17 protein-coding genes are annotated in these 16,208 nt (G+C 71.0%); 9 read left to right on the top strand and 8 right to left on the bottom strand.

Going from position 1 to position 16,208, the window contains the following annotated elements; genetic code table 11:
• The first annotated feature begins 25 nt into the window (after positions 1-25).
• Positions 26-748: a hypothetical protein gene (locus SSMG_RS20795; protein ID WP_009079152.1), complete on the top strand. Its 723-nt coding sequence runs from the start codon at positions 26-28 to the stop codon at positions 746-748.
• Positions 749-763: 15 nt separating this feature from the next.
• On the opposite strand, the gene SSMG_RS20790 is transcribed toward SSMG_RS20795, so the two are convergent.
• Positions 764-1,117 (bottom strand): hypothetical protein, encoded by a 354-nt coding sequence (locus SSMG_RS20790; protein ID WP_009079150.1) that lies wholly within the window; start codon positions 1,115-1,117, stop codon positions 764-766.
• A 134-nt stretch (positions 1,118-1,251) separates the two neighbouring features.
• Between SSMG_RS20790 and SSMG_RS20785 the strand changes: the two genes are divergently transcribed.
• Positions 1,252-2,067 carry an alpha/beta hydrolase gene (locus tag SSMG_RS20785; RefSeq protein WP_037714343.1) on the top strand — a complete coding sequence of 272 codons (816 nt, stop codon included), beginning with the start codon at positions 1,252-1,254 and terminating at the stop codon, positions 2,065-2,067.
• A gap of 4 nt (positions 2,068-2,071) precedes the next feature.
• Here SSMG_RS20785 and SSMG_RS20780 read toward each other — a convergent pair whose 3' ends face one another.
• The gene (locus SSMG_RS20780; RefSeq protein WP_009079147.1) at positions 2,072-3,448 is read right to left on the bottom strand and encodes a helix-turn-helix transcriptional regulator; all 1,377 of its coding nucleotides are present in this window, start codon (positions 3,446-3,448) and stop codon (positions 2,072-2,074) included.
• Between the two features lie 184 nt (positions 3,449-3,632).
• Between SSMG_RS20780 and SSMG_RS20775 the strand changes: the two genes are divergently transcribed.
• Entirely contained in the window at positions 3,633-3,983 is a 351-nt protein-coding gene (locus SSMG_RS20775) for a hypothetical protein (protein WP_037714341.1), read from the top strand.
• Positions 3,984-4,107: 124 nt separating this feature from the next.
• Here the strand turns inward: SSMG_RS20775 and SSMG_RS20770 are convergent, their stop codons facing one another.
• Entirely contained in the window at positions 4,108-4,965 is an 858-nt protein-coding gene (locus tag SSMG_RS20770) for a sigma-70 family RNA polymerase sigma factor (RefSeq protein WP_009079143.1), read from the bottom strand.
• A 72-nt stretch (positions 4,966-5,037) separates the two neighbouring features.
• On the opposite strand from SSMG_RS20770, the gene SSMG_RS20765 reads away from it, so the two are divergent.
• A complete protein-coding gene (locus tag SSMG_RS20765; protein ID WP_234392726.1) occupies positions 5,038-5,724 on the top strand; it encodes an FMN-dependent NADH-azoreductase in 687 nt (228 codons plus the stop codon).
• Here SSMG_RS20765 and SSMG_RS20760 read toward each other — a convergent pair.
• The gene (locus SSMG_RS20760) at positions 5,714-8,353 is read right to left on the bottom strand and encodes an exo 1,3/1,4-beta-D-glucan glucohydrolase (protein ID WP_009079139.1); all 2,640 of its coding nucleotides are present in this window, start codon (positions 8,351-8,353) and stop codon (positions 5,714-5,716) included. The genes SSMG_RS20765 and SSMG_RS20760 overlap by 11 nt on opposite strands.
• Positions 8,354-8,554: 201 nt before the next feature.
• Between SSMG_RS20760 and SSMG_RS20755 the strand changes: the two genes are divergently transcribed.
• From SSMG_RS20755 to phoU, 3 genes are all read left to right on the top strand, one after another.
• The gene (locus SSMG_RS20755; RefSeq protein WP_009079138.1) at positions 8,555-9,298 is read left to right on the top strand and encodes a dienelactone hydrolase family protein; all 744 of its coding nucleotides are present in this window, start codon (positions 8,555-8,557) and stop codon (positions 9,296-9,298) included.
• Positions 9,299-9,386: 88 nt separating this feature from the next.
• Positions 9,387-9,743, top strand: a complete 357-nt coding sequence (locus SSMG_RS20750; protein WP_009079137.1) for a hypothetical protein — start codon at positions 9,387-9,389, stop codon at positions 9,741-9,743.
• Positions 9,744-9,754: 11 nt separating this feature from the next.
• On the top strand, positions 9,755-10,399 hold the full coding sequence (gene phoU, locus SSMG_RS20745) for a phosphate signaling complex protein PhoU (RefSeq protein ID WP_009079136.1): 645 nt from the start codon (positions 9,755-9,757) through the stop codon (positions 10,397-10,399).
• Here phoU and SSMG_RS20740 read toward each other — a convergent pair.
• The 3 genes from SSMG_RS20740 to SSMG_RS20730 all read right to left on the bottom strand — a co-directional run bounded on the left by SSMG_RS20740 (position 10,311) and on the right by SSMG_RS20730 (position 13,223).
• Entirely contained in the window at positions 10,311-11,417 is a 1,107-nt protein-coding gene (locus tag SSMG_RS20740) for a phosphatase PAP2 family protein (RefSeq protein ID WP_009079135.1), read from the bottom strand. The genes phoU and SSMG_RS20740 overlap by 89 nt on opposite strands.
• Before the next feature lie 164 nt (positions 11,418-11,581).
• On the bottom strand, positions 11,582-12,790 hold the full coding sequence (ftsW, locus tag SSMG_RS20735; RefSeq protein WP_009079134.1) for a putative lipid II flippase FtsW: 1,209 nt from the start codon (positions 12,788-12,790) through the stop codon (positions 11,582-11,584).
• Between the two features lie 61 nt (positions 12,791-12,851).
• Positions 12,852-13,223 carry a helix-turn-helix domain-containing protein gene (locus tag SSMG_RS20730; protein WP_009079132.1) on the bottom strand — a complete coding sequence of 124 codons (372 nt, stop codon included), beginning with the start codon at positions 13,221-13,223 and terminating at the stop codon, positions 12,852-12,854.
• A 96-nt stretch (positions 13,224-13,319) separates the two neighbouring features.
• Here SSMG_RS20730 and SSMG_RS20725 point away from each other — a divergent pair, with 96 nt between their 5' ends.
• Positions 13,320-14,147, top strand: a complete 828-nt coding sequence (locus SSMG_RS20725; protein WP_009079130.1) for an alpha/beta fold hydrolase — start codon at positions 13,320-13,322, stop codon at positions 14,145-14,147.
• A complete protein-coding gene (locus tag SSMG_RS20720; protein WP_100266839.1) occupies positions 14,138-15,262 on the top strand; it encodes a hypothetical protein in 1,125 nt (374 codons plus the stop codon). The genes SSMG_RS20725 and SSMG_RS20720 overlap by 10 nt, the downstream gene beginning before the upstream one ends.
• Here the strand turns inward: SSMG_RS20720 and SSMG_RS20715 are convergent.
• Positions 15,187-16,185, bottom strand: a complete 999-nt coding sequence (locus SSMG_RS20715) for a DMT family transporter (RefSeq protein ID WP_037714333.1) — start codon at positions 16,183-16,185, stop codon at positions 15,187-15,189. The two genes, SSMG_RS20720 and SSMG_RS20715, sit on opposite strands and share 76 nt — an antisense overlap.
• Positions 16,186-16,208: the final 23 nt, after the last annotated feature.

Genomic DNA, 16,208 nt, shown 5'->3' with positions numbered 1-16,208 from the left:
TCCTCCCCGGACGTAGAGTTGGGCCATGGCCGACCTGAACTTCTACTTCGATCCGGTGTGCCCGTTCGCGTGGATGACCAGCAAGTGGGTCCGCCAGGTCGCCCGGCAGCGCTCCTATGCCGTGGACTGGCGATTCATCTCGCTGCGGCTGCTGAACGCGCACCTGGATTACGCGACGCACTTTCCGCCGGAGTACGACGCTTCGCACACGGCCGGGCTTCGGTTGCTTCGCCTGGCCGCAGCGGTGCGCTCGGATTGCGGCCGGGAGGCGGTCGGTCCGCTGTACGAGGCGCTGGGGGAGCAGAACTTCGAGAGCGGTCTGGTCGAGGACACCGCTTCGGCACGTGCTGCGCATGGCACCCGCTCGGCCGCCACGACGGCTCTTTCGCGGGCGGGCCTTCCGGTGGCCCTTGCCGATGCCGTCGACGACGCGCAGTGGGATGCCGAGATCCAGCGGGAGACGGACGAAGCGCTTTCGCTGACGGGGAAGGACGTCGGGACGCCGATCCTGCACTTCCAGCCGCCGGAGGGAGTCGCGTTCTTCGGCCCGGTGATCAGCCGCTTGCCGTCCGACGAGGAGGCGGCCCGGCTGTGGGACCACGTGGTGGGGCTGGCGGCGTTCCCGGGGTTCGCGGAGCTGAAGCGGAGCTTGCGGGAGATGCCGCAGTTGCCGTCGTTCGGGGTGGCGGCGGGGGAGACGGGGCGGGAGCAGGATTGGCATGGCGGAAGCCGGAGGCTGAAGAAGTAGCGAGCGGGGCCGGGTTCAGGCATCCGCCCGAGCGACCGAGCCGTCCGCAGCTACGAGGTACACCTCAATGCCAAGCAGAGTGCGTACCTTGGCCGGAACCCGCAGGGCGTGCCACTTCACGGTGTCTGGCACTACGACCGCATAGCGCGCGCCCGGCATGCCGAACTCGCCCATGCGCCGCAGGATCTGGCCCCAAAGGATGTCCGCGTCGATGCCCTTGTCCTGGGTGGCGCCTTTCGCTTCCGCGTGGAGCCGGTCGTCGGCACGCGTGGCGTAGAGGTCGAGGTGTCGATCCGGGCCGGGACCGATCGTCCAGCCGTCGCGTTCGAGCCACGCCGCGAACGCCGCGACCACTTCGCTCTCCGTCATGCCGTCTGCTCCGCCCACGCGCCCTTCGCCTCTGGTCGCGGCGACTGTCGCCTCCGTTACACCGTCGGGCGATTTAGGTCCCCGATCGCGCGAACCTGCGACACTGGGAGTTGACGACAACTCCGGGAGTGTCCATGTCGCGCGACAGCTATCGGACAGTTCGCACACCGGACGGCCTCAACCTGGCCGGCACGCTGACCGAGCCGGACGGTGCGGCTCGGCGGGCGGTGCTGCTCGTTCAAGGGGCGACCGTCACCCGCGAGGAAGGCGGGTTCTTCACCCGTCTCGCGGCGGGTCTGGCCGAGGCGGAGGTGGCCTCCCTCAGAGTCGATCTTCCCGGGCACGGCGAGAGCGAAGGCAGCCAAGAGGATCTGTCGCTTTTCGCGCTGCTCAACGTCATTCGCGGCGGCATCGAGCATTTGGCCGGCGCCGTCCCGGGGGTGCGGACGTCGCTCGCGGCGGCCAGTTTCTCCGGCGGCGCCGCGGCGTACTACGCGGCCAAGCGACCGGACGACGTCGAGCGTCTCGTCCTGTTCAATCCCCTCATCGACTACCGCGGGCGGTTCATCGAGGAGAAGTCCGAGTGGTCGACGGACGGTTATCTCAACGACAAGGGCGCGGCCGAGCTCAAGCAGCAGGGCTATCTCGGGCACGGGCCTGGCTTCCGGCTCGGCCGGGCGCTGCTCAACGAGGCGTTGTGGTTCGAGGCCCGCGAAAATCTGCCGCGCATCGCCGCGCCGACGCTGATCGTGCATGGCACCGAGGACACGTTCGTCCCGGTCGAGTCGTCGCGGGCGGCGGATCGGGCGTTGACCTGCGAGCACCGGCTGCTCCAGCTCGACGGTGCACAGCACGGATTCGCGGTGCACGAAGATCCGGAATATGCCGATCCGCAGACGCGGGCATGGCAACGGCAGGTGATCCGCGAGGTCCGGGAATGGCTTCGCTGACGGCTCAGCTGTTGAGTGCTTCGCGCAATTCCCGTACGTCCGGCCGGTTGTGCCACGGTTTGAGCACTTCGACGACCCGCCGGAGTTCTTCCTTGGTGCGGCGGGAGTTCGTTTCCGTCGCGCGACGGGCGGAGGCGAGACCGGTTTTGGCGGCTTGGTCCGGTTCGCCGGAAAGGGCCAGCGAGTTCGCCATGAGGGACAAGAAGAACCCGTAGTCCCGACGGGAGAAGTGGGTTTCCTTCAACGTTTTCTCGTACAGTTCGACCGACCGGCGCGGTTCGCCCGCTTCGGTGTAGCAGATGGCGGTCTGCATATTCAGCAGCGTCGCGTTGAAGTGCGCGCCCAGCGGTGATTCGGCCGGCCCGGCGTCGTCCAGCAGTTTCCACGCGACGTCGAGGGTGCGGTTCACCTGATCGGCCGACGCGCCGAGCATCGCCTCCGCGCGGGCTTCCTGCTGGGCGGCCTCGGCCTGCAGCCGCCGGGGGAGCGACCAGGGGCCGTTGCGCACGGCTCGGGTGAGGATGAGCATCCGCCGCGGATCGCGTTCGTCGTAGGCGACCTGGGCTTTCTTGAGCAGAATGTAGCCCTGCATCGTGCTGTCGCCCGCCGCCTGCGCCCATTCCATCGCGCGGTCGTGCCAGTACAGCGAGTCTGCCATCTGGCGGCGGTCGCGGTAGAGCCATCCGGCGAATTCCGCGCCCTCCGAACCGATTTGCAGCAAGGCGCGCTGATCCTCGGCGGTCGCGTCGCGCGCGATGCGGTCGATGATGTCGAGCACGCCGAGCGTCATCGGAAGCGTTTTCGCCGGACCGCGTTCGCCGTCCTCGTATTTGTACTCGTCGAGCTGCCGCCGGAAATAGTGCGTGACGGTTTTGTCCATGTACCGCCGGGGATTCTCCAGCGCTCGCGCGACGTGCTCGGCGCCGCCTATTCCGAGTGCGGGCAAAGCCGCGACCGGCAGGCCGTTTTTGAGCAGGGAGCGGCGACTGAGCGGGCTCATGGCGTCCCATTCTGTGGTCGGAACCGCGGGCTGGGCCGCGTCGCCGGGTGCGGGCACGAGCCGGGCGAGGACGCTGGCCGCGACGGTGGCCCGGTCCAGCGGCAGCGCGACGGGCCGCCCGTCCACGACGACGGGCAGCAGGACTCCCGCGGACCTGCGGAGGTCCGCCGGGGTGCCTTCGCGGAGCAGTTCCTCCAGCCGGGCGGGGCTGATGCGCAGCAGCCGGGCGAGCCGGTCGCGCCGGTGCGGACGCGGCTCGGAGCGGCCGGATTCCCAGGCGCGGATGCTTTTTTCGTCGGCGGGGAGCAGCGCGGCGAGCTTTTCTTGCGTCAGGTTCGCCGCTTTGCGTGCCCGGACAAGTCCTTCTCGCCGTTCGCCCATGGGCGACACCCCTTCGCCACGACCCGGGATCGCTAGATTACCGCAGGTCACCGTGGCCAGGGCAAGGCGATTCCCTCGGTTGCCGCCCGCTTTTCGCCCGGTTTGCTGGCTGGTCCAGGCCACCGGCCGGCCCCATCGTGGGCAGGGCACGCGAAGACACTTCCGAAGCCGAGGGGTGCATCGCATGAACGCAGCGGAGACGTTCGCCGAGGCGGCTCGCACCGCCCATCCGGCGGTGGTGATCGGGTGCTGCGTGCTCTTGCTGCTGGTCCTGGTCTCGGCGTGGCTGTGGCGAGCCCGCCGGCCGATCCCGCCGCCGCGCGGGAAACTGACCGTCCGCGACCTCCAGGCGCGGCTGGACTACGAGGTCCAAGCCGAGATCGAAGAGGCCCGACTGGCCGAATTCCGCCGGACGGCCGAGGAAGCCGCCGCCGAACGCGCCGGGGAGGACACCGAGGTCTTCCCGGCAGTCGAGTGCTCGGAGGGCGAGGACCCGCGAAAAGGGGAGATGACCGGTAAAGCTCGGTGCGGTTAGGAGCGTCCCGCCCATCGCTCACCGCACCGTTATGCCTGCCCCAGCCTGGCGCGGCACGCCACCTCCCCTGGGCTGGGGCAGGCCTCAGCGCGTGCGTCGGGCCGACCCCAAATTGTATAACGACCTATACGTCACCGCAGGAGAGCGTAGCGATCTCCGTCCCCGCCAACCGCTCAGGACTCGCCACCACTTCATACGCCTGGAGCAACCCCCCGCGCACCTCGATCCGCAGCACCCCCGCCAACCGCCCGGCGGGGGCGAGTACCAGCCCCACATCGCCATCGATGAGTGCCAGCTCCGCCAACCGGGCGTTCCCCGCGAAGAGCTTCGTCCCCCGGGCCACATCGTCCGCCCCGCGCAGCACCGCGGCGGCGCCCGGCGGCAGCATCGTCGGATCCGTATGCCGGACGACATCCGGAGCCAGCACCGTCAGCAGGGTCGCCATGTCCCCGCCCCGGGCGGCCGACAGAAAAGCCGTCACCACTTCCCGGTGCTCGGCCAGCTCGGCAGCCGGAACAGCCGGTTCCCCGCGCACCCGCGAGCGCGCGCGGCTGGCGAGTTTCTTGGCCGTCGCGGGCGTCCGGTCGAGGATCGGGCCGACCGCGTCGAACGGCACCTTGAACAGGTCGTGCAGCACGAACGCCACCCGTTCGGGCGGGGCCAGCCGGTCCAGGACCACGAGCAGTGCGCGGCCGACCTCGCCCGCCAGCAGGATCTCGTCCTCGGGCACCGAGCCACCGGCGGCGTCGGGCACCGACGAGACCGGCGTTTCGCGGCGGGCGCGCAGGGCGTCCAGGCAGAGCCGGGACACCACCGTCGTGAGCCAGCCGCCGAGGTTGTCGACGCGATCGACCGAACTCAGCCGCAGCCACGACTCCTGCACGACGTCCTCGGCCTCGGCCGCGGAACCCAGCATGCGGTAGGCCAGCGCGTGCAGCCGCGGGCGCTCGTTTTCGAAGCGCCGCGCCAGTGCGTCGTCCATCGGTCACCTTTTCCCGTCTCGATCCGTCATGGGAGTGCCGGCCCGAGGACCAAGGACGAGGAGAGGAACCGGATGACCGTCATGTTAGCGCCCCTGCTGCACATAGATTCGAGCGCCGACCGCGAGGCGTCGGTGAGCAGGCAGCTGGGCGCACTGTTCGCCGACGAGTGGCGGAGAGGCGGCGGAACCGTGCGGCACCGCGACGTGTCCGCTGAGCCGGTGGCGCCGCTGCGCGAGGCGTACGCGCGGCTCGGCCGCCGGGTCGAGCGCAAGGGAGTGCTGTCGCTGGAAGACGTCGCGACACTGATCGCGGACGACGACGAACAGCGCGAATGGGACCTGACGCTGCCGCTGGTCACCGAGGTGCGGGAAGCCCGCGCGGTGCTGCTGGGGGTGCCGATGTACAACTTCGGCGTGCCCGCGACGCTCAAGGCGTGGATCGACCGGATCAGCTTCCCGGGCGTGTTCGTCGACCCGGAGACCGGCCGGAAACTGCTGGCGGACAAGGACTTCGTGGTCGTGAACGCGCGGGGCGGCGGATACGGTCCGGGCACGCCGCGGGAGAAATTCGAGTTCCAGGAGTCGTATCTGCGCGCTTACCTCAGCGACAAAGGCGTCGAGCGGCTCACGTTCGTGTCCCAGGAGTTCACCCGCGTCGGCGACGTTCCGGCGCTGGACGGGTTCGAAGACCTGGCCGCCGCGTCGCGCGCGGCGGCCAGGTCTCAGGTCATCGAAACCGCCCAGCGGCTCATCCGGTGAGGTCGGAGCACTTCCGCGCGTCCGGATCCTTCGCCCCGCCAGGCGACCACCGCACGTTCGCGAAGGACGCGGAGAACGGGCCGTCGGTGTAGACGAGGAACGGCGTGTCGATGCTCTCGAAGTCCAGCCCGCTCGCGAAGCAGGACAACGGGATCTTCACCGTCGACTTCTGTCCGGCGGGCAGATCGCCGAACAGTTTCGTCGCGTTGACCTCCGAGGAGCACGGGTAGACGCAGTGCAGGCTCACGACCGTCCGGTTCACCGGCGGCGAATGCACGATCACATCGAATTCGAGCGCGCCGTCGGCGTTGAGATATCCGCGCAGATCGTCAGTGCCGCCCGGGTGCTGTGAGTACAGCTGTGCCGCGCCGGTGCCGGTCCACGTCGCTTTCAGGCCATCGCCCTGGACGTTGACGTCGGCTGGCACGACGTTGATCTCCGGATGCGAAGCGGTGCCGTCGGGGCCGATCTCCGTGCCGCCCCAGTTCGACGCCGAACCGATGAAGCTCTTGTACGGCGCGACATCCGTGCGGTCGTAGATCGGCAGGTCCTCGGTCGCGGTGCCGCCGCCTCCGGTCGATCCGCAGCGCGCCGGGCCCTCGGTCTCGTCGAGCTTGCCGACGGTGGTCCGCTGGTTGGAGGTGAGGCCGTAGCCCAGCGCGAACAGCGGGTCATAGCCGGGACTCCACGGGTTGAGCGGCGTCTGGCAGGCGCTCTTCGGCCACGAGTAGGACAACTTGCCGCGGTACCCGCCGTGGTCCTTGCCGCGCACCAGCATGTCGGCGACGCCGCCGCCTTCGGTGCCGGGCAGCCACGCGGCGACGAACGCGTCGGAACGGTTGAGTTCCTTGTTGACGTACAGCGGACGGCCGCTGACGTACACCGTTACGACCGGGGTGCCCTTGCCGCTGACTTTATCCAGCACCGCAAGGTCTTCCGGATACAGCTTCGCCGCTTCGAGGCTCTTCCGCTGCAGATCGCCGACGCCTTCCGCGTACGGAGTTTCGCCGATCACGGCGATGACCGCGTCGTAGCCGTGCGGATCGACGGTGCCGGTCGGATCGAAGGTGACGTTGGCGAGATCCTCCTTGAGTCCAGCGAGAATCGAGGTCGCGTTGGGGAAGTCCGCATTCGTGTTGCCAGTGCCCTGCCAGGACAGCGTCCAGCCACCGGTCTGGTTCTGGATGCTGTCCGCGCTCTTGCCGACCACGAGCACCTTGGCGTTGCGCGCCAGGGGAAGCACGTTGCCGTTGTTCTTCAGCAGCGTCTGCGATTTGCGCACCGCTTCGCGAGCGAGCGCCTTGTCCGTCAACGCATCCGCCGAACCCGCGTACCATCGCTGCGAAGGCTTGCGTTCCTCGAACAGCCCGGCGCGCATTTTCACCCGCAGGATCCGCGTCACCGCGTCGTCGATGCGGGACATCGGGATCTCGCCGCCGCGAACCTGCGCGACCGTGTTGGCGATGAAGGCCTTCCAGTCGTTCGGGACCATCACGACGTCGATGCCCGCGTTGATCGCGCGCGGGCAGCTGGCGTTGGTGCAATCGGGCACCTGGCCGATGCCGTTCCAGTCGGACACGACGAGGCCGTCGAAGCCCGTCTTGCCCTTGAGGATCTGGTTGAGGAGCTTGTCGCTGCCGTGGACCTTGCCCTCGTTGATGCCGAGGGCGGGGTTGGTCCAGCTGTTGAACGACGCCATGACCGTCTGCGCGCCGGCGGACAGAGCGCCGTAGTAACCCTGGCCGTGCAGGTTGATCATGTCCGCTTCGGACGAGGCGTTGACGCCCTGGTCCTGCCCGTTGGTCGTGCCGCCGTCGCCGATGAAGTGCTTGGCGGTGCCGATCACGCCGTTCGGGCCGATGCGCAGCCGCGCGCCGGCCTGCAGGCCGTTCATGGCCTCGTAGCCGTAGGCGCGGGTGATGCGCGGGTCCTCGGAGAAGCCTTCGTAAGTGCGGCCCCAGCGATCGTCCTGCACGACGGCGAGAGTCGGCGCGAACGCCCAGTCCTGGCCGGTCGCCCGGATCTGCCGCGCGGTCGAATTCTCGACGTCGCGCACCAGGCACGGGTCGTGCGCCGCGCCGAGCGCGATGTTCTGCGGGAAAACCGTCGCGCCGTACACGTTGTTGTTTCCGTGCACGGCATCTATGCCCCAAATTACCGGGATCTTTGCCCGGGTGGCCTTCGCCGCGTCCCAATAGGAATCCGCGAGCTTGAGCCAGTCCTGCTGGCTGGCGTGCTTGTTCCCGCCCGGCCACGAGCCGCCGCCGTTGAGCACGGACCCGATCGAGTACTGGGTCACCTCGGCCGGCGTGATCGCGGCGATCTCGGGCTGCGTCATCTGCCCGACTTTTTCCTCCAGCGACATGCCGGAGACGAGCTGCTTGATCCGCCACTCGTCGACCGGATTCCGCGGCATCGCGCTGCGCACCTTCGGCCAGTCCGGCAGCGTGGGCAGCGAGTTTTCGATGCGGGCACAGCCGTTCCGGTCGAGCGCGGGGGGACCGATTTCGGGCTGGCGCGGGGGAGCGGCGGCCTGTGCGGCGTGGGCGGGGACGAGCCCGCCCAGGAGGACGAGCGCGGCGAGCGCGACCCGGTTCCGGGCGCGCGGGGAACGTGGAGGTCTGGCCATCGACAGTCCGTTCTGCGGAGGGCGGCCCGGAGCGGGCCCGGTGATCCTGACCGGGCAAACCGGACTCCGTCAATCCGCCGACCGCAGTGGTTCAGTCCACTGACCGGACAGGAAACGAGACATCCGCCGGGCGCCGCGGCCGGTGGCCCGGCGGGGATAGATTGATCTCGCAGAAAGCGAAAACAAGGGAGGACAAAGCGGATGCGCAAGGAAAAGCCGGACGTTCCGGCCGCCGACGGGACCGCGGACGCGTACCTGGCCGTGCCGGACGGCGGGCCGCATCCCGGGGTGCTGCTCTTCCCGGACGCGTTCGGGCTGCGGCCGCGGATCGAGGAGATGGCCGACCGCATCGCCGAGGCGGGCTACGCGGTGCTGGCCCCGAACCTGCTCTACCGCGGCGGCCGGACGCCGCTGGCGGACTTCGCCGCGCTGGAAGACCCGGAGCGGCGCGGCGAGGTCTTCGGCAAGCTGATGCCGCTGATCGAGGCCCTCGACACCGAAGCGATCACCCGGGACGCGGAGAAGTACCTCGACTGGTTCGCCGCGCAGGACGGCGTCGCCGAGGGCCCGGTCGTGATCACCGGCTACTGCATGGGCGGCACGAACGCGCTGCGCGTGATCGAGGCGCTCCCGGACCGGGTCAAGGCGATCGCGTCGTTCCACGGCGGACGCCTCGTCACCGACCAGCCGGACAGCCCGCACCTGCGGGTCGGCTCGATCGCCGGCGAGGTGTACTTCGGGCACGCCGACCAGGACCCGTCGATCACCGCCGAGCAGATCAAGACGCTCGAGCACGCGCTCGACGAGGCCGGGGTGACCTACCGGTCGGAGGTGTACGAGGGCGCGTCGCACGGGTTCACGATGTCGGACACGGCCGCCTATCACGCCGAGGGCGAGAAGCGGCATTGGGAGAACCTGTTCGCGCTCCTGGAGCGGGTGCGCTGACCTGCGAAGGACCGGGGCCCGGCCCGCGCGACGCGCTCGCGGCCGGGCCCTGCGCGCGGAATCGGCGGCGGCCGTTTACGCTGGCCGCATGGCCGAAGGTGCGCTGTGCCGCGAACCGGTGGAGCTGACCGGGCGCGAGCGCTCGGTCCTGCGGAGCGTCGCGGTCCGCGGGACGGAGCCCGAGCTGTTCTGCGAGCTGGAGGCCGGGCACGGCCACGAGCACGCGACCCCGGTCGGCGGACGCGGCGAAGAGCCGCTGATGTGGCTGCGCTGGTGGCCCGGCCGCCGCGTGCTGGAGACCCGCGCGCGATGCGGCGCGGAGTCCGACGAGGGCGTTTTCTGCCGGGTGCCCGGCGGGCACGAAGGCAGCCACAGCTACGAGCTGGCCGAGCCCGAGGAGGCCTGGCCGCTGGCCGACGCGGGCCTCCCCGCCGGCCGCCGGTAAAGTCGCTCGACATGCGCGAAAGCTTCCAGGACGACCTGAAACAGCTCGACGGGCGTCTGGCGGCGATGGCCGAGGCGGCGGCCGAGGCGATGCGCCGGGCCACCCGGGCGCTGCTGACCATGGACCTGCCGCTGGCCGAGCAGGTGCTCAGCGGCGACGCCGACCTCGACGACCTGCGCGCCACCTGCGAGGACGAGGCGTATTCGCTGCTCGCTTTGCAGGCCCCGGTGGCCGGCGACCTGCGTGCCGTGCTGGCCGCGGTGTACTGCGCGGAGAAGCTCGAGCGGATGGGCGACCTCGCCGCGCACGTCGCGGGCACCGCGCGCCGCGGCCACCCGGAGCCGACCGTGCCCGCGGACCTGGAGCCGGTGTTCTCCGAACTCGGCGAGGTCACCTCGGCGATGGCCGAGCGGCTCGCGGACCTCGTGCACGGCGAGGCCCGCGGCGGCTACGCCGAGCTGAGCCGCGCCGACGAGCGCGTGGACGAACTGCACGCGCGCGTGATGGCGACGGTCACCTCGCCGGACTGGACGCAGGACCAGCGGATCGCGGTCGCGCTCAGCCTGCTCACGCGTTTCTACGAGCGTTTCGCCGACCAGGCGGTGTCGGTCGCGAAGCGCCTGGAGTTCGCCGCGACGGGCGATCTCCCGGGCTGACCTCCGGCGGCGGTCCGGCCGGGGCCTGATTCGACGGACGCGGCGGCGGCGAACCCGCGGCGCGGCCGTGCGGCGGACCTGCCGGACGCGGCTGTGGTGCGCGGACTGGACGGGCTGGCGGCTGGGCGCCGCGGGCCGGGGGCTGCGCGTGATTCTGCGGCGGGGCCTCGGCGGGCCGGGGCTGGGGCATCGGCTGGGAGTTCTGCCGCCGGGGCGCGCCGGTGCCGAGGGGTTGCGAATTCTGCCGCCGGGGCGGACGGACGGGCCGACCGCTGGCGTCGGGTGCTTCGGGCGGACCGATGCGGCGAGCCGGAGGGACCGCGTCGCGAGCACCCGGCCGCGGCGGAAGAGAACCCGCCCGCCCTCGTGGAGCAGCACCGTCGGGTTCCGGACGGGCCTCGCCAGGCTCTTCCGGCGCCACCCCCAGCAGCCCGAACGGCACCTTCCCCGCGAACCGCCGCACGAGCCCGGCGGCCGGATCCAGCGCGTACCGCTGCAGGAGCAACGCCATCCCGGCCCCGAGCGCGAGCCCGATCAGCACGTCGTGCGGGTAATGCGCCCCGACGAACACCCGCGAGAAACCCATCGTCGCCGCGAAAGCCGCGAGCCACGGCGCGCCCTTGCGCCAGGCGAAGGCCCCGCCGAGCGCGACCGCGGCCGCGATGGTCGAGTGGTTGCTGGGGAACGACCAGTCGCCCGGCGGCGGGCAGGCGCCGACGATCGCCTCCGGCGGCAGTCCCCGGCACGGCCGCTGCTCGTGCACGAAGGCTTTGACGATCTCGCTGAGCACGTAGGCGACCACCGTGGCCGCCGGGACCAGCAGCGCCGCCGCCATCCGCTCGGGCGAGCCGCTCGCGCGCGCCCGCCACCAGAGCCAGGCGAAGAACGGGGCCACGAGGACCAGGCCGTAGTGCGTGTACGCCAGCACGAGGGACTGCACCCAGCCCGGCATCGCCAGGGCGAAATGGGTGATCGCGTCGTACGTCTCGCTGCTGGAAGCTCCGGCCGCGGTCGCCATACAACCCCTCTCCGGTCCGCCGGTTCGCCTGGCGGCCATCTCGCGTTCACCCGAAGGTCACGAGAGTACCGAGCGGCGGAGGGGCGTCCGCGAGGCCCCGGGAGTCCACTGAGGACTCCGGCGCGGGTCGCTTCGTCAGGTCCGGCGGCAGAGGGCCTTGTTGATCATGCCGGGACTGTACCGGAGGTCTTCTTCCGCACCCCGGCGAGGAACGTCTGCGCGGCCGGTTCCTGGCGCGCGGCCTGGGCGAGGATGCCGAACTGCAGCATCGTGACCACCAGCGACGTCCCGCCCGCGGACACCAGCGGCAGCGTCACGCCGGTCACCGGAAGCGCGCCCGCGACGTAGCCGATGTTGATCAGCGCCTGCGCCACCAGCAGCAACGTGGTCGTCCCGGCGACGAGCCGCACCCATGGATCGGCGACCCGCGTCGCGGTGCGCAGCCCGATCACCGCGAGGTAGCCGAACAATCCCAGCACCGCGACACAGCCGACGAACCCGAGTTCCTCGCCGACGAGCGCGAAGACGAAGTCGTTCTGGACGTCCGGCAGGTAGCTCCACTTCGCCGCGCCCCGGCCGAGCCCGACGCCGAACCAGCCGCCGTCGGCGAGCGCGTATTGCGCCTGCTGGGCCTGGTAGCCGCTGCCGCTCGCGTCGGGATTCGGCGAAAGAAAAGAAAGGATGCGCGCGAGGCGATAACTCGCGAAAAGGGCGAGCACGACGATTCCGGCGACCCCGCCCGCGAGAATGGCGGCGAACAGGCGTTTCGGCGCACCGGAGAACCACAGCAGGCCCAGGGTGATCAACGCGAGCGTGACCGTGCCGCTGAGATTCGGCTGGGCCAGCAGCAGTGCGCACAACGCGAGCGTCACCGGGATCAGCGGCACCAGCAGATGCCGCCAGTGGTGCAGCACCTTCTGCTTCGACACCAGCAAATGCGCGCCCCAGAACACCAGCGCGACCTTCGCGATTTCCACTGGCTGCAAGGTGATCGGCCCGGCGGAGAGCCAGCGTTGCGCGCCGCCGTGGTCTGAGCCCAGCGGGGTGAGCACCAGGAGCAACAGCACGAAAGCCGCGGCGAGCGCCGGGGTGGCTGCCTTGCGCATCCGGGAAAACGGGACGCGCAGGCCGATGACGAAGGCGCCCGCGCCGAGCGCGACGAACGTCAAATGCCGGAAAAAGGCTTGGTACACCCCGGTTCCGGCGGCCGGGTCGGCCGCGGCGGCCGAGGACGACAGCGCCATCACCGCGCCGAGCAGCGTCAGCAGCGCCCAAATCGCGACGATGATCCGGAACGACGCGAGCGGATGCGCGAAGAACTGTCCGATTGCGTGCCGTGCGGGTTTGCTGTCCCGTTCGGTTGGCGATTCCACAGCGGGAGTGTGTGCTGTTTCCGCACGGCGGTGGCTGACCGACTCGCCCGGGTGGCGAAAATTACCCGGCGGATTTGCGATTGGCCTCGTCGACTTCGGCCATGTGCTCTTCCGCCCACGTCCGCAGCGCCGCGAGCGCGGATTCCAGCGACGCGCCCAGCGCGGTGAGCCGGTAATGCACCCGCGGCGGCACCGTGTCCTCGACCCGCCGCGTGGCGAGCCCGTCGCGGACGAGGCTTTGCAGCGTCACCGAGAGCATTTTCTGCGACACCCCGGGGATGCGGCGGCGGAGGTCGGCGAAGCGCACCTCGCCCGGCGCGGCCTCGGCGAGGATCTTGACCGTCATCGACGTCCACTTCGTCCCGATCCGGTCGAGCAGCCGCCGCGTCGGGCAGGCCGGGTCGAACAGGTCGCCGCGGGCGGAGGGGGTCACCTCGGGCTCACCACCTGTCGGGAAAGTGCCGTCTTGGCGGCACTGCCTCAGTTACCTACCGTGTGCTGGTCACCAATGGTAACCACAGGAGGTCCGATGGACGCGGTGCGGCAGGTCGAAGCGAACGGGGTGCGGCTCAACGTCGCCGTCTCCGGGAGCGGTCCGGCGCTCGTGTTGCTGCACGGGTTCCCGCACACCTGGCAGCTGTGGAGCAAGGTCGTCCCGACCCTGGCCGAGCAGTACCGGGTCGTCGCGCCGGACCTCCGCGGCCTCGGTGCGAGCAGCCGCCCGGAAAGCGGCTTCGACGCTGGCACCGTCGCCGCTGACCTCGCGGGACTGCTCGACGCGCTGGGGGAGCCGAACGCCGACGTGGTCGCGATCGACCTGGCGGTGTCGAGTGCGCTGCTGCTCGCGCTGCGCCAGCCGGAGCGCGTGCGCCGCCTGGTGCTGATGGAGTCGCTGCCCTGGGGTTTCCCGGCGAGCCCGCCGTGGTGGTTCGGGTTCCACGCGGTGCCGGGACTGGCCGAGACTGTCCTCAATGGACACGAGGCGGAGTACGTCGGGTGGTTCCTCGACCAGGGCACGCTCGGACGCGGTGTTCCGGCAGACATCGAAGCCGCCTTCGCCCAGGCGTATACCGGCACGGAAGCGCTCCGCTGCGCCTTCGAGTACTACCGGGCGATGCCGGAAAGCGCCCGGCAGCTGACCGAAGCGGCGGCGAAGCGGCTGACCGTCCCGACGATGGCGATCGGCGCGCACCCGGTCGGCGACGCGCTGGAGCAGCAGCTCCGCCCGGTCGCCGACGACCTCGCCGGCCGCGTCCTGCCGGACTGCGGGCACCTGATCCCGCTGGACCGGCCGCGCGAGTTCCTCGATCTCCTGCTGCCGTTCCTCTCCCGGGAGATACTGGCCGGGTGTCGTTGACATCCGAGCTGGCCGACCCGCGCGGGAAGCTCGCGCGCTGGTGCGCCCGGGTCTTCACCGGCACGGCCGCGACCGCGCGCCGGGTCGAGGAGGCGACGAACGGCGTGCGCCCGGTCCGCCCCGCGCTCGCGCGTCCGCCGCGGGAGCACTGGGCCGAGATCGGCGGCGCGTTCGGCCAGCGGATCGCGGATCTGGTGCAGCCCGCGCCGCCGTACTACGCGCTGCTCGGCATCGTGCGCGCGCAGTGGGGCAGCGGCCCGTGGGCGCACGCGCAAGCCGCCCAGTACCCGACGCACGACGAGCTTCCGCCGGAGTACCGGGCGCGGGCGCTCGGCATCCGTCCGGCGGCGGCGACCTGGCTCGACCTCGGCGACGGCCTGCCGGACGGCGCGGCGCTCCCGGGCGCCGAGGCGCTGTGGGGCGAACTGCTGGGACGCGCTCGCCGGTACCAAGCCCAGCACGCCCCGCCCGGCGTGCTCGGCGGACCGGGTGCGGAGGCAGGGCTGGCGCGCACGAACTGGGTCCTGTCGGCGTGCGAGGACATCTACCGCTCCGGCCGGATCGACCCTCGGCTGGCCCGGGTCGTCGACGGCGGCGGCACGATCGCGGACCTGCGCGCGCTGCCCTCCGCCGCGCAGGTGACCGAACTGGCGGAACTAGCGAAACGCTTGCACGACAACGGTGCGCTGTGGGAATTGCGCCGGCTCGGCGGCGCTCCGCCGGAGGGCTATCCGCTCGGGATCGCCGGACCGACCATCGTCCCTGGCTGGGCCGACGGCGATCTCCTGCTCGGGAAGCTCGACCCCGAGCAGGGAATGTCGGTCGGCACGCTGCTGGACGTGAAGACCGTGCTGACCGTCGGCGATCCGGACCGGGCCGGGCGCTGGCTGTGGCAGATCCTGCTCTACGCCTGGCTCGACGTCGCCGACCTGTACCGGATCCGGGAGGTCGGGCTGCTGCTCGGACGGCACGGCAAGCTGGTCTGTTGGCCGGTCGACGAGCTGGCCGCGGAGCTGCTCGGCGGGGACGGCCTGGTCGATCACCGCCGTGACGAGTTCAGGGACATGGCGCGCGGGCTGCTCGACTCCGTCGGGCTGAGCTTGGCCGACGGCTGAACCGCGCGCTTCTTTCCCGCGCCGCGGCCCGCGAAACAGACCGCGCCCAGCACGATCACGCAGCCGACGAGCTGCAGCGCGCCCGGCCGTTCGCTCAGCAGCAGGAACCCGAAGGCGACCGCGCCGACCGGCTGCAGCAGCATCATCGTCGCGCCGGTCGAGGCCGCCAGCCGCGGCAGCGCACCGGCGATCAGCAGCCACCCGACGACCTGGCCGACGAGGGCCAGCGCGGCGAACCAGCCGAGCGACGGCAGGCTCGGGGCCAGGTCGAGGCGGCCGAACGGCAGGCCGAGGACGACCGACACGAAGCCCGCCGACACGGTGGCCAGCGACAGCGAGCGGACCTGCGTCGCGGGGCTGCTGCTGAGCCGGAGCAGCAGCAGGTAACCGGAATAGCCCGCCCCCGCGGCGAGCGCGAAAACGAGGCCCAGCACCGGGTCCGAGCCGGTCGTCGCCGAGCCGAACACGCCGCCGGCGAGCACGATCCCGGCGATCAGCGTCGGCGCGACGAACTTGAACCGCGGGTCCGGCCGCTCCTTGAGGAAGACGAACGCCAGCAGCGGCACGATCACCACCTGCACCGACAGCAGCATGGTCGCGACGCCCGCGCCGACGCGAGGGATCGCCTCGCCCCACAGGACGAAGTCGAGCCCGAGACCGAGCCCGGCCAGCAGCGGCAGCAGGATCTTCGCGCGCACGCGCGTCCGGCGCGCCTCGCTGAACGCCAGGATCGCCAGCAGCGGCAGCGCGAGCGCGCAGCGCCAGAACGCGCTGGTCGCGCCGCTGGCCCCGGAAACCTTGATGAGCACCGAAGTCAGCGCGATGCAGAGGCAGCCGGCCGCGGCCAGCAGCCGGGGATCGGCGCGGCCGGTGAGCGCGGCGATCGGACCGGCGGTCGGCAACGGAGCGGCTTCGGTGGTCATGCCTTCTATGGTGGGGGCGCTAA

Origin of the sequence: Streptomyces sp. AA4 (assembly GCF_000158875.1) — a bacterium.
Lineage (GTDB): Bacteria > Actinomycetota > Actinomycetes > Mycobacteriales > Pseudonocardiaceae > Amycolatopsis.
Note: the sequence above shows the minus strand (reverse complement) of the source record. Positions and strands in the feature narration are given on the sequence as shown.

Bases quoted from the DNA above. Each gene is read 5' to 3' on its own strand.
- SSMG_RS20725 (WP_009079130.1), top strand. From the start codon at position 13,320: ATGGACGCGGTGCGGCAGGTCGAAGCGAACGGGGTGCGGCTCAACGTC.
- SSMG_RS20775 (WP_037714341.1), top strand. From the start codon at position 3,633: ATGAACGCAGCGGAGACGTTCGCCGAGGCGGCTCGCACCGCCCATCCG.
- SSMG_RS20740 (WP_009079135.1), bottom strand. From the start codon at position 11,417: ATGGCGACCGCGGCCGGAGCTTCCAGCAGCGAGACGTACGACGCGATC.
- SSMG_RS20795 (WP_009079152.1), top strand. From the start codon at position 26: ATGGCCGACCTGAACTTCTACTTCGATCCGGTGTGCCCGTTCGCGTGG.
- SSMG_RS20790 (WP_009079150.1), bottom strand. From the start codon at position 1,117: ATGACGGAGAGCGAAGTGGTCGCGGCGTTCGCGGCGTGGCTCGAACGC.
- SSMG_RS20765 (WP_234392726.1), top strand. From the start codon at position 5,038: ATGACCGTCATGTTAGCGCCCCTGCTGCACATAGATTCGAGCGCCGAC.
- SSMG_RS20780 (WP_009079147.1), bottom strand. From the start codon at position 3,448: ATGGGCGAACGGCGAGAAGGACTTGTCCGGGCACGCAAAGCGGCGAAC.
- SSMG_RS20770 (WP_009079143.1), bottom strand. From the start codon at position 4,965: ATGGACGACGCACTGGCGCGGCGCTTCGAAAACGAGCGCCCGCGGCTG.
- phoU (WP_009079136.1), top strand. From the start codon at position 9,755: ATGCGCGAAAGCTTCCAGGACGACCTGAAACAGCTCGACGGGCGTCTG.
- SSMG_RS20755 (WP_009079138.1), top strand. From the start codon at position 8,555: ATGCGCAAGGAAAAGCCGGACGTTCCGGCCGCCGACGGGACCGCGGAC.
- SSMG_RS20750 (WP_009079137.1), top strand. From the start codon at position 9,387: ATGGCCGAAGGTGCGCTGTGCCGCGAACCGGTGGAGCTGACCGGGCGC.
- SSMG_RS20785 (WP_037714343.1), top strand. From the start codon at position 1,252: ATGTCGCGCGACAGCTATCGGACAGTTCGCACACCGGACGGCCTCAAC.
- SSMG_RS20760 (WP_009079139.1), bottom strand. From the start codon at position 8,353: ATGGCCAGACCTCCACGTTCCCCGCGCGCCCGGAACCGGGTCGCGCTC.
- SSMG_RS20715 (WP_037714333.1), bottom strand. From the start codon at position 16,185: ATGACCACCGAAGCCGCTCCGTTGCCGACCGCCGGTCCGATCGCCGCG.